Raw genomic sequence first — 12,212 nt, 5'->3', positions numbered from 1 at the left:
TTTTTGCGCGGCTTGGCCGCGTCTTGTTTTGATGACGGGGACTTGTTGTTTTATCGGCGCGGCAGATCCTTCAGACCATCGACCCGATTTTGCGATCCGGCACGCGCAGCCTCGGCCATGGCGGCAAGGCGAAGCTCGTAGCCACGCCGGACGTGACGGCGGGCCAGTTCCTCGGCCTCGGCCTCGTCGCGCCGCGCGATGGCGGCAACGATGGCCTGATGTTCGCCGAGCGCTTCCGCGATACGGCCCGGTGCGGCGAACGTGGTGCGGCCGAGCAGGACGACGGAATCATGCAGGTCCTGCAGGCTCTTCAGCAGGAAACGATTATGGGCGGCGCGGTAGATGTGCTCGTGGAAGATGGTGTTTTCCCGCGCATGGACCTTGGGATCGTCGGGCAACTGACGATGCGTATCCACCATCGCCTGCAGCATGTGGATTTCGGTCGCGTCGGCAAAGCGCGCCGACATCCCGGCCGCGGCACCCTCGAGGCGTTCGCGCACATCATAGAGTTCGGCGACCGCGCGCAGGTCGTGTTGCGCAACCGAAAGCCCTCCACCCGGCGCATGGACCAGCATGCCGTCGGATTGCAGACGGCGCATGGCTTCGCGGATCGGCGTGCGGCTGACCTTCAGCCAGGAGCAAAGCTCAAGTTCGGGAACGCGTTGGCCGGCTTCGAGCTGGCCCTCCTGGATCGCATTGCGGATGGCCCGATAGGCCTGTTCGGCCAACCCTCCGGCAGCCCGCGATGAGGCGCCGCCGGGCCAGGCCAGAAGCGTGTCATCCTCAATCGTGCTGGATCCCGAAATAGCCGCCTCCAAGAGAGAAACTTCGACCTTTCCTGTTTGTATAACCTTGTATACATACATATGCAAAGCGAAAAGTTGGAAAATGATGCCAAAATTGGACCTCGACCATGGAACTCCCGCGTTAGCCGATCAGGTGACCGCCGCTGCACCAGCGGTCTCGCTGACCCGCGCTTTCACCGACTTGCTGGCGGCGTGGCAGCCGGATCATCCAGCGTTGCTGGATCGCTGCCGGCTGCTGTTGCTGGACGGACTTGCCGTCGCGGCGGCGGGCGCCGGCGAACGCGGGCCCAGCTTGATGGCTGAGCAGACGCGAGCCGAATGTCCTGACGGCCCGGCGACCGTGATCGGCCATGGGCTTACGACCAGCGTCGTGCAAGCCGCGCGCGTCAATGGCATGGCGATGCATGTGCTGGATTTCGAACCGATGTGGAATCCGCCGAACCACGCGCTTTCGACGCTGCTTCCGGCGCTGCTCGCGCTGGCCGAACTGCGCGAGCGGGACGGCGCCGGCCCGCAAGGACACGTCGTGTTGCGGGCCATCGCCAAGGGCGTCGAGGCCCAGGGGCGGCTGCGCCTCGCTTCAGGTCAAATCGAACCGGCCAAGCTCTCGATCCATCCGCCGGGCGCCGTCGGCGCGCTGGCGGCCGCCCTCGCATGCGCTGATATGCTTGGCCTCGCAGGCGAGCGGTCGGCCGCGGCGGTCGCCATCGCCAGTTCACGCTCCGGCGGACTGCTCGCCAATGTCGGCTCGATGACGAAGGCGCTTCACTGTGGCGACGCCGCCGCGAACGGCGTTCAGGCCGCGATGCTGGCGGCGGCAGGCTTCAGTGCCGACGAAGATGCGCTCGGGAGCCCGCGCGGCTGGGGCGCTTCGCTGTTCGGCGCGACGTTCGATCGCGCGCATCTGCTGGCGCCGGTCGGCAGCGGCCGCGCGTTGAATCCCGGTCCGGCCTGGAAGCTTTTCCCGTCGCAATTCGCGACGCATTTCGCCATCACCGCCGCGCTCGAAGCGCGCGAGGCCATCGGCGCCGATGCGTTGAAGCGGATTTCTCGCGTCGAACTGCGAACGCCGGCGATGCCTTACATCGACCGGCCGCGCCCCTATTCGGGCCTCGACGGAAAATTCTCATGGCAATATACGGCTGATATCGCCCTGCTGGACGGCAAGGTCGAGCCCGCGAGTTTCAAGGACGAACGGCGATTTGGCGACGATGTCGTCGCACTATTGGATCGCACTGTCCTGATCAGCGATCCCGCGATCTCCGGCCGCTTCGACCAGATGCATGTCGAGATCACCGTTGAATTGAACGATGGCCAGATCATCCGGCGGCGTTGCGATGCCCCGATGGGAAGCTGGAGCAGGCCCGTGCCGGACGAACGGGTCACGGCGAAGGCAAGGGCGCTGTTGGCCGACGCCATCGGCCCCGAAAAGGCAATGGCGGTCGAGGGCGCCATTACGGCCGACGGTGAGTTTCATGTTCGTCCGTTGATGGCGCTGCTCGCATAGCCTTTCCAGCGGTTTGCGCCGCGATAGCCGGCGACGGTGCGCGGCGTAAGTGCGGCCGCGGATGATTCGCGAAGGGCATTTTTGCTCTGAACGGCTATTGACGCACGCCGTGGTTCCCACTTCGATACCACCCGACGGGAAGGTGGGGGAGCCATGAGACACCCGATGGACACGGCCGTCATGTCAGGCGCGCTTTGGCTGTTGGCGGCGATGCTGATCGACGTGCTGACGCCGAAGGAACTGAACGTCTACATGGTCGGGGCTGTGCTGGCGCCGGCGATGATCGTCGGTGCCGTATTCTATCATTTGAAGTTGCCGGGGCCGGATCTGGCGATCACGCTGGCAACGCTGTGGCTGGTATCGGTGATGGCGATCGAGTGGATCACGCCGAAGCCGATATCGCCCTACTTCATGACCGCCGCCGTAGCGCCGTCGATTCTCGTCGGTGCATGGCTTCATGGCACGGCGAGATGGCGCCGCAGGGCGGGCGCCGGCCAGAGAAAAAGTGTTTGATATCGAGCTTGCGCGTCGGCCGCTGCAGCAGGGACATTTCCGGCTAGCCCAGCCGACGGCAATTGGTCGCAGAGCCCGCATCGAGGACAGCCGAGACGGAATCCCGAAAGCCCTCCAAGACCGCCTCAATTCGGCGCCTCGTTCGATCAGGCCCCGATGCGCTCTTTCAACTGCTCAAATTCGCCGCGTCGATAGGTTGCCCCGTCCGGCATGACGATCTCCACGTTCAGGCATCCGTCGGAAATCAGCTCGGAAGCTTTCTTTATTGCGGCAGGCACGGAGTCACGATGCAACGTGACCGTCCCAGATGTATCGAGCGCAGTTATATAAAATTTCATGAACGCTCCCGGCTTTGTGCAGCGTTCATTCTGGCGTGAAGCCCAGCCGCGTCAAGGGGCTTCAGGTCCGTTCTCGGCTGCAACCCTGACGCGTTTCACTTTGCGCGCGGCCGGTTGGGATCGTGACCCGCCCCCTCCCCAGGCGAACACTTGAGGCTTTGGAGGCGGGTCGAAACTGATATGAGCGGCCGGCACCGCGCAGCTACAGAGCGCGATCGGCAAAAAGAATAAGACAATTAGTGCAAAGCACATGTCGCGAACTTTGAATGTGCCGTAACGAGCACGATATACGCTAACTCGGATGGGAGGGCTCCCCCCCTGTTCTTCCTGAACGCTAAACCGACAAGCCCGAGGTTGCCGCAGCTAGGACGACAGCAACTCTTTTCATGCAAATTCTCCCTTGATAATTGTCTGGTTCCATCAACGGAGCGTCAGAGCTTTCGTTCCTCGTGACCTTCCACTGCCTCCACGGAGAATTATAGTTCGGCGTTCTGAGTAATGGACGCGGAGCGGATGCTGGATGCGGCTGGTAGGGCCCGCCCCCAAGCGCGAAACGTCGTGCGTCTGCAGGCCGGACTGGGCCTCTCAGAACGGCGGGCCCCAATGGTCAGCCAAACGTCGTTTCTTGCGGGAAACAATGCTGGACCTTTTGCGGAAAGGCCTTCCGCCGATTTGACGAGCCCTCGGCAAGAGACGATGGTCCCTCTCGAAAAAGCGGCACGGACATCACCGTTTGGCTTCGAAACACCTGATCGGCGTTAAAGCAGAGCAAGGTAAATGGATACCGAAGATTCGATCGCTCATTTTGCTTGGGATCTCCTGGACTCCGCCAAGCAACTTGCTGGGCCGCGAGCAACGGAAGCACAAGCCGCTAGCAAGCCGGACGAACAAGCGACACAGCCGAAGGCGCCGCACATGGGATCGGAGCGGCAGTTCGATGTCAGAACGTTGACGTCTGCGAGGGACACTCCACCGATCGAAGAACATAAGATCGACCCGTTTCAGTCGACGACCGCGGGTGAAAAGCAGCCCGACCGCGCGGCCCTGCCCGTGCCGGAAACCGAAACGTCGCCAACAAGGGAAAAGCCTCCCGAAGCGACGACCATCCAGTCTGAGGCAGCGACCACGATTGAGCAGGCCTCAACCAAACCACCCCAGCCAGAGCCACCAGTACAGAACGCGCTGGCCAGTGCAAGCAGGCCCAGGGAATTCGAAAGCAAACTGGTGTCAGGGCAACAGCTCTTACCGCTACAAAGCAATGGAGACGTTCTGAAACTCAGTTGGAGCGATGTCGGGATGACGACTGAACCCGGCCAATACAAGTCGCGATACGGCCTTGTTCAGATACGTGCGGATGAAATTTGGATCTGGAAGATGCATCCGAATGCGACCTTTGTCGTGATGCAGCCATCGCCCTATTCAGACCAGGAGGTTTCCCGGCTCGGCTCATTCGATCTGGGTCCTTTCGCACTGGTCGAAAGGTAAAGCCGCTTGCGGGTCCAGCCTCAGGGCGCGGTGTCGGCGCGTCGTTGAGCGAGAGATAAGGTCGGTGCATGACCTATCATCCCAACAATCGAATTATTGATCTGGTATTTTTCAAAACTGATATGCCCACACCCAACACTGGACCTTGCGGTTCGTGTTCTTACACTTGGCGGTCACGGGTATGATCTGACCTGACAGCAAGCGTCGCCCACATATGTGCGCTTCCATTGGCGCTGATTTCGACGCACGCCGAAGGCGTCATCAACTGGGCAGGAGCTAACGGGATGCGGATGTTTATCTTCTCGGTCCGTAATGTTCAGCATTTTTGCTACCGCCTTGTGATCACACGCACAGGTCGAAGTTGCGGTCCCCGAGGACGGTCGAGTGAAAACGACGGCAAAAGCCGAAAACGAAATTTTAGGTGTTGCTAATTCCTTCACTCGCCCAAGCGGTGCGGCTCGCGAATGCGTCGGCGCATGCTTTTGCGCCACAGCGACAAAACCAAGATTTGGTTGTGCCGCGACTCAGACTGCAATCTGGATTGCTCCGGCCGAGAGCCGATCGGCGGCTGCTAGGGTGTTAACCGAGATTCAAGCTCGAGGTTATCGAGTCCTGCCATGTGGAACTATTTCGCAACACATTTAAATTCTCGTAACAAATTGATAAATAAAGACTATTTTTCAATATGCATGCCGCGCGATAGCGACCTGCGGCTGGCGCAAGTTGGTTCCGACGTGTGGCCGAAATGTCATAGGTGAACGATGTTCGGTTTGTTAGGCTTTGACAGACATTCTAGGTAGTAGATTTTAGCGGGGCTAGGGATATGAAACCGGCATATTTTGCGATCGCAGGCCTCTGTCTGGCCGTGAGTCCTGCGGCAGCCGAGGTATTTTCGATTAACGATGCACTGCGCCAGACGATGCTGACCAATCCTGGTGTCGGCGAGGCTTCGGCAAATCGACGCGCCACAGAAAGCGAACTTCGACAGACCCAAAGCACGTTGTTACCTCAGGTTCGCATCGATGCCAGTGTGGGGCCTGAAAAATTTGATCAAAGTCCAGGCGTCGTCGGCAATAATATACAGGTGCCGACGGTGGGTTCCGGTCCTTGGCGTACTGGCAACCAGGAGTCGCTCGTCGTCCGACAGATCCTTTTCGACGGGTTTGCTTCGATTCACGATATTTGGCGCCAGACCGCGCGAGTCAACGCCGCGGCGTCTCGCGTGAAGGAGAGAACCGAACTGCTGGCGCTCGATGCCGCCGAAGCTTATGTCGATGTTGCGCGCTACATGCGGCTGGTTGGTCTTGCGGAACAAAACGTCGCCAACCATGAGAAGATTTTTAGCAATGTGAATTCTCGTTTTTCCGGTGGTCGGGCCGGCGAAGGCGATCTGGAACAATCCAGGGAACGCGTTGAAAACGCCAAGGCCCAGCTCGCCGAGTTCCGTAAAACCTTGGATGATTCAAGGGCAAAATACCGCAAGGTTGTCGGTTTTGAAGCTTACAACGTTCGTTTCCCGGCGCCTCTTGGTGGTATGCCGGGTAGCCGGGACGAAGCCTTGGCGGTCGCCGTAAGGTTCAACCCGACGATCCAGGCGGCTCAGGCCGACGCCGATGCCGCGAAACATGCATTCCGGGTGACTGACGGCGCATTCGTTCCCAAACTCTACCTGGAAGGTCGGGCGACACATTACGAGAACGCGTTTCCGTATGTCACCTCACCTGGTTTGCCGAACGTTACTCATGAGGATTACTCAGGCAAGGTCGTGATGTCGTGGGATATCTTCCGCGGCGGGCAGGATGTCTGGAACAGGTCGGAAAAGGCCGAGCGCTTTACAGAAGCAACGATGCGGCACGCTCGCCTGCAGCGCGACGCCCTTGAGTCAATCGACAAGGCTTGGGCTGCTCGTACCGTCACCGCTACCCGCATCGCAGCGCTGACTCGTCAGCTTCAGGCCGACAAGAAGACCATCGCGGCCTTCCAAAAGGAATATGAACTAGGCCAGCGCTCCCTGATCGATCTTTTGAACGCAGAGAATCAATATTTCAACGCAGCGGTGTCGCTGACTTCGGCACGCGGCGTCGTGGTCTTCGCAGACTATCAACTGCTTGCTGCCATGGGCTCGCTAGCTGAATATCTTAAAGCTCCGCCTCCGGTCGATGCAGCGCCGGTCGACACCCTGTCGTTCGGTCTGCCAGCATATTCGCTTCCGACGGTTCGTATCAACGCACCGCAGACCGGTTCTGAGCCGCTGCGCGTCTCGAATGCTGTGGCCGGCACTGGCCCCTCGGCAGCCTACGCCTCGGTTCAATCCCTAGGGAGCGCGACGCCGCAGAAGAGCGTGGCCCAGGCTACGGATGGCTTCGCAGATCGTTGGCCAAGTTCCACTGTGGCTGGTAACGCGCCCGGCGCTTCGGCTTGGATCGCACAGCAAAAGGGCCGCAACGTCGATACGCCGACCGTTATTTACGGGCCCGCCGATGGGGCAGAGGCTTCGTCCTTCGCTGCAACGGATCAGAAAAAGCCTCACTGGCTGCTGTCGGCATTCGCCACGGTTCAGAAATAGAGTCTTCGTTCGATATCTTGACGTAATCTTGATGCCAAAAATGCGGAAAAGGCCCCTTAATCGGGGCCTTTTCCTTTTTTAACTCTCAGACCAGAAACTCCAATTAACCAAATGATTCCGTTAGCAATTTGTGGTATTCAAGGCGGGTAAGCGTGTCTTATTTTTCGTGCAACTTATTACAGACCAAAGGCTTCCACGTTGTTATTTCGAACCCCTAAAGTGGCTTCTGAGCCCGGCAGCGTAGCCAACAACGAGCCAAAATCGAAAATCGATGGGCCTGCTCGGGTTGACCCCGGAGGAGACGATACTCTCGCGGCGTCGCTAACCTATCTCGCCGCCTATCATGGCCGTGCCGTAAGCCGCGAGGCTTTGCTGGGAGGGCTCCCAATCCTGGATGGGAGACTGTCGGTTGCCCTTTACGACCGTGCAGCCAGACGCGCAGGGCTCGAAACCGAAGCTATCAAGCGGGATATTCTTGATATTCCCGCGCTAGTGCTGCCGGCTGTCCTGATCATGAAAAACGGGACGGCACTCATTCTCCTCGGCGTAGACCAGGCAAACCAAAGCGTAAAAGTTTTGGATCCCCTGGAGAGATCAAACTCGCCGCGGCTGCTCGGTATCAAAACGATTGGCACTGATTATACCGGCTATGCATTCCTTGTCAGGGCTGCGGCGGAAACTGACGCACGGGCTGTTGCAGCGGGCGACTTGCCACGAAGTCACTGGTTCTGGTCAGTTGTTAAGGTGCACTGGCGCAGTTATGGATATATCGCTCTCGCCGCCCTGCTGACCAACATTCTCGCATTAGCCACTCCGCTCTTCACGATGAGCGTCTATGATCGGGTGGTGCCGAACGGCGCCATCCCCTCGCTCATTGCGCTGTCGATCGGAATGGGTCTGGCCATCGCGTTCGACTTTTTGTTCCGGATGGTCAGAAGCCGAATGATCGATGTCACCGGAAAGACGGTGGACGTCGTTCTCGCTGCCAACATTTTCGAGCATGTGATGGCCGTGAAGATGGCGCAGCGACCGAGTTCGGTTGGCATCATCGCCAACCAGCTCCGAGACTTTGATTCGGCGCGCGAGTTCTTCACTTCCGGTAGCGTGGTTTCCGCAACCGATCTGATCTTTGCCTTCCTATTCATTGGAGTTCTTTTCATTATCGCCGGGCCGTTGGCATGGATTCCGCTTCTGATGTTTCCAGTCATGATCTTGATCGGCTTTGTCCTTCAACGGCCGCTCGATCGTGCGATGAAGCGACTGCAAGCTGAATCGGCCGCACGCCATGGCGTGCTGGTGGAAACGCTGTCAGGTCTTGAGACCGTTCGCGCAACGGGTGCCGAATCCCGCATGCAGACAGCCTGGGAGCGTTCTGTCGCCGCGACCGCGCGCTCTGGAGAAGACGTTCATTTCTGGTCCTCGCTATCACTGACCAGCGCTAACGTTGCCCAGCAGATTACCAGCCTTTCCCTGCTGGTAATTGGTGTCTTTCTGATCCTCGACGGCAAACTTACGGTCGGAGCGCTGGTCGCCGCAAACATGCTGGCCGGACGTGTCCTTGCCCCTATAGCCGGAATTGCCTCGGTAATCACGCGAGGAACCCAGACCCTGACGTCACTCAAGTCGATTGATCGGATCATGTCGCTGGAGCGCGAGCGGTCACCGCAGCGAGCTTACGTAGCCAGGAAGATCGAAGAAGGTCGGATCGCATTCGAAAACGTAACCTTCGCCTATCCGAATGCCCCGGGCAACGCACTCGAGAAGGTCTCGTTCAAGATCGAGGGTGGTGAAAAGGTAGGTATCATCGGTCGGGTCGGATCCGGCAAGACCACCGTTGGGCGGCTGCTTCTCGGCTTTTACGATGCCAAGGAGGGTCGCATTCTGGTCGATGGGGTCGATTCCAGACAATATGACCCTTCCGATTTGCGTACTGGCATCGGCTTCGCGATGCAGGATACCGACCTCTTCTTTGGAAAGTTGCGCGACAATATCGCCTTGGGCAAGCCGGAGGCGACAGATGAAGAGATCCTGCTGGCCGCTAGGCTTTCTGGCGTGGAGAGCTTCATCGCGGGTCATCCGATGGGGTATGATATGCCCATTTCCGAGGGCGGGCGTAGCCTGTCGGGCGGCCAGAAGCAGGCGATCGGACTTGCCCGCGTCTTGATCAGGAAACCCCGGGTTCTTTTCCTGGATGAGCCAACGGCGCATTTTGATATCCGAAGCGAGGCCGAATTCCTGGAGCGGCTGAAAGCCATTCGCGGCGAACGGATGACGATCATTATTTCGACGCATCGCCTTTCACTCCTGAATATGGTCGACCGATTGCTGCTGTTTGATAACGGCCGGCTGGTGGCGGATGGGCCTCGCGACAAGGTGTTGGCGATCTTGCAAGGCAAACCGGTAGCAGCGGCAACAGCCCCGGTGCACGAGAATACAATTCAACCCAAATCTGCGTAGACGGCGTCAAGGACGTGTAATTTCAATGCCCTCCTCTGATTTTGCGTTTGCGAACGATATTCGGGCGGCAGCTGCGCTGCGTACGCCACGCACCTCGCGCATGCTGCTGTTCTCCTTCTTGGCGCTTTTTGTCGCGTTTTTGGTATGGGCGCACTTTGCGGTGCTGGATGAAGTCAAGCGGGGCAACGGCCGGGTCGTGCCATCGCAACAAACCCAAGTGGTCCAGAGCCTCGAGGGCGGTATCGTGGGCGCGATTCTCGTTCAGGAGGGCGCCATCGTTCAGAGCGGACAATCCCTGATGCGAATCGAGGACACCAAATTTGCCTCGGAGTTTGGCGAAATCCGTGAGCGTCGCGCGGCGATGGCCGCGCGGGTTGCCAGACTTGAGGCCGAGGCGAGAGGGCGCAGCGAAGTCACGTTCCCCGATCAGCTCGACAAGATGGTGCCGGCTGCGGTCTCGACCGAGACCAGCGTGTTCAAAATGCGATCGCAGAAGGTCGCGCAGGACGTCGACGTCTTGAACCAACAGGTCACCCGCCTCAGCGGTTCGCTCAAATTGCTTGAGCGCGAGCTTTCGATCACTCGCAAGCTCTACGAACAAAAGGTCGTGCCTGAAATCGAAATGCTACGACTGGATCGGCAAGCCACCGAAATGAGAGGACAGCTCGCCGAGGCTCAATCAAAAATCGTCAATATCACCGCGTCCTTCCGCTCCCAAGCCGATGAAGATTTGGCGAAATCGCGCGGCGACCTCGCCGTGCTCGATGAAAACATCAAGTCTGCGCAGGATCGGGTACGGCGGACTGATCTGAAATCGCCGGTACACGGCATCGTCAACAAATTGAATGTCACAACTGTCGGCGCGGTGGTGCAGCCCGGTGCCAATTTAATGGATATTATTCCGTTGGACGATTCATTGCTGGTGGAGGGAAAGATCCGTCCGCAGGACATTGCCTTTATCCGTCCAAACCAGGACGCCGTCGTAAAGATCTCCGCCTATGATTCTTCGGTCTATGGGTCGCTAAAAGGCAAGGTCGAGCGCATCAGCGCCGATACCATCGTCGACGACAAGGAAAAAACCGAACGGCCGGAAATGTTCTACCGCGTGATGGTGCGGACCGAGAAAAACCACCTTGGTACCGAGGCCAAGCCATTGCCGATCATCCCAGGCATGATAGCAACGGTGGAAGTGCTGACCGGCGAGAAATCGGTCCTGGATTATCTGGTGAAGCCCGCGCGTACCCTGCGCGACGACGCCCTTCGCGAGCATTGAGCAACGAGGTTGCTTAAAGGTTTACTAAATCGGGTCGTTCAACTTTGAACGACCCTGCAAACCGGCAGTAGACCCTCTCTTTCAACATTGCTCCCCTCTCAAGCGTCACTTAACCCGGCTTAAGCGGTAGCGACCGCAATCTTCGTTCCGATAACAGCTCGGGACGCGGATCAACGCACAAGACGTTGACGTGCGTCCCTGACCTTGGGGACGTCAAATGATTGCGTGTCGGAAATGGCCAAGACTTGCCTTGGCTCCACTCATTGCGGCAACCGCGTTTTCGGTGGGCCTCAGCGCCGCCGCTCCTGTCGCGATCGCCGCGGATGAGGGCGTTCCCCTTGGAGCCAATGGCGACATGGTACCGGGCTCGGACCGCGAAGCGATGCGCCCGCCGGCGACTTTTTTCACCATCAACGAGGTCTTGGCGAAGCTCGATCGTCAGCGCGGGCGCGGCCCTGGCGCCTTGCGACTGGCGTCGTTGACCCCCTCGAATGTTGCGACCGACGCTTCGCCTGTGCCGAAAGCAGCTCCTGCAGTCGGCACAGAGCCATTCGGTCTCTTTACCTTTCGGGCACCGGAGGGCGTGTTGTGGCGCAAGTGGCGCGGCATTGAATCCGACATCACGAAAGAACAGGCTGTGCTGGATCGCTGCCGGACCGACGCCGGGAGCTGCCCTTCCTATGCAGCGCAGTTCCTGCGGTTGATCAACGCGGTGAAAGCGCAATCCGGCCGCGGCCAGCTGGAAGAAGCCAATCGCGCGGTCAATGTCGCGATCCGTTATGTCAGCGATTTTGCCCAGCACGGCGAAGCTGATCGCTGGAGTGCTCCGCTCGCCTCCTTTGCAACCGGAAAGGGCGATTGCGAGGATTATGCGATCGCCAAATACGTTGCGCTGACCGAGGCCGGCTTCCCGCGCGAAGAACTGCGACTGGTCCTGGTTCGCGATCGCGCCGTCCGGCAGGACCATGCCGTTCTCGCCGCACGTCTGGACGGCCGTTGGCTCATCCTCGACAGCCGACGCTCAGACTTGATGGATGACGCCGACGCCACGAGCTTCACACCATTCTATGCGATCAACCATCGCGGCGTTCAGCTATTCGCGGCGCCCTATGCCCAACATCTGTTGCTAACTGACGATGTCGAGACTGCGCCTGCGGCGGCTGGTAGCGATGATGTCCACGAATGGGGAGATGCGGATGCGTCCAAGCGAGGCCCCGCCCCGTCGGGCTGGCTGCCGCTGCTAATGTGATCTTTCGGTCGGAGCAAT

The 12,212-nt window shown here is 59.2% G+C and carries 9 protein-coding genes; 7 read left to right on the top strand and 2 right to left on the bottom strand.

Translation table 11 applies throughout. From position 1 onward, the window contains the following. Nucleotides 1–50: 50 nt before the first annotated feature. The gene (locus FFI89_RS07315; protein ID WP_168212817.1) at nt 51–728 is read right to left on the bottom strand and encodes a GntR family transcriptional regulator; all 678 of its coding nucleotides are present in this window, start codon (nt 726–728) and stop codon (nt 51–53) included. A 46-nt stretch (nt 729–774) separates the two neighbouring features. Here FFI89_RS07315 and FFI89_RS07310 point away from each other — a divergent pair, with 46 nt between their 5' ends. Together FFI89_RS07310 and FFI89_RS07305 are read left to right on the top strand one after the other, a co-directional pair. Continuing rightward, nucleotides 775–2,313: an MmgE/PrpD family protein gene (locus FFI89_RS07310; protein ID WP_210249082.1), complete on the top strand. Its 1,539-nt coding sequence runs from the start codon at nt 775–777 to the stop codon at nt 2,311–2,313. 165 nt (nt 2,314–2,478) lie between these two features. Beyond that, complete coding sequence (locus FFI89_RS07305; protein ID WP_138834232.1) at nt 2,479–2,826, top strand: hypothetical protein; 348 nt, start codon at nt 2,479–2,481, stop codon at nt 2,824–2,826. A 146-nt stretch (nt 2,827–2,972) separates the two neighbouring features. Here FFI89_RS07305 and FFI89_RS07300 read toward each other — a convergent pair whose 3' ends face one another. Next, the gene (locus tag FFI89_RS07300) at nt 2,973–3,164 is read right to left on the bottom strand and encodes a hypothetical protein (RefSeq protein WP_027539788.1); all 192 of its coding nucleotides are present in this window, start codon (nt 3,162–3,164) and stop codon (nt 2,973–2,975) included. A 777-nt stretch (nt 3,165–3,941) separates the two neighbouring features. Between FFI89_RS07300 and FFI89_RS07295 the strand changes: the two genes are divergently transcribed. From FFI89_RS07295 to FFI89_RS07275, 5 genes are all read left to right on the top strand, one after another. Continuing rightward, nucleotides 3,942–4,649, top strand: a complete 708-nt coding sequence (locus FFI89_RS07295) for a hypothetical protein (protein WP_138834230.1) — start codon at nt 3,942–3,944, stop codon at nt 4,647–4,649. A gap of 823 nt (nt 4,650–5,472) precedes the next feature. After that, nucleotides 5,473–7,215, top strand: a complete 1,743-nt coding sequence (locus tag FFI89_RS07290; RefSeq protein ID WP_138834228.1) for a TolC family outer membrane protein — start codon at nt 5,473–5,475, stop codon at nt 7,213–7,215. 267 nt (nt 7,216–7,482) lie between these two features. Then, entirely contained in the window at nt 7,483–9,672 is a 2,190-nt protein-coding gene (locus tag FFI89_RS07285; protein ID WP_138836164.1) for a type I secretion system permease/ATPase, read from the top strand. A gap of 25 nt (nt 9,673–9,697) precedes the next feature. Continuing rightward, nucleotides 9,698–10,945, top strand: coding sequence for an HlyD family type I secretion periplasmic adaptor subunit (locus FFI89_RS07280; protein ID WP_138834226.1), 1,248 nt, complete (start codon nt 9,698–9,700; stop codon nt 10,943–10,945). Nucleotides 10,946–11,327: 382 nt separating this feature from the next. Next, nucleotides 11,328–12,194: a transglutaminase-like cysteine peptidase gene (locus FFI89_RS07275; RefSeq protein WP_246669386.1), complete on the top strand. Its 867-nt coding sequence runs from the start codon at nt 11,328–11,330 to the stop codon at nt 12,192–12,194. Nucleotides 12,195–12,212: the final 18 nt, after the last annotated feature.

The sequence above is a fragment of the Bradyrhizobium sp. KBS0727 genome, assembly GCF_005937885.2.
Classification (GTDB): domain Bacteria; phylum Pseudomonadota; class Alphaproteobacteria; order Rhizobiales; family Xanthobacteraceae; genus Bradyrhizobium.
This window is presented reverse-complemented; position numbering and strand designations above follow the sequence as displayed.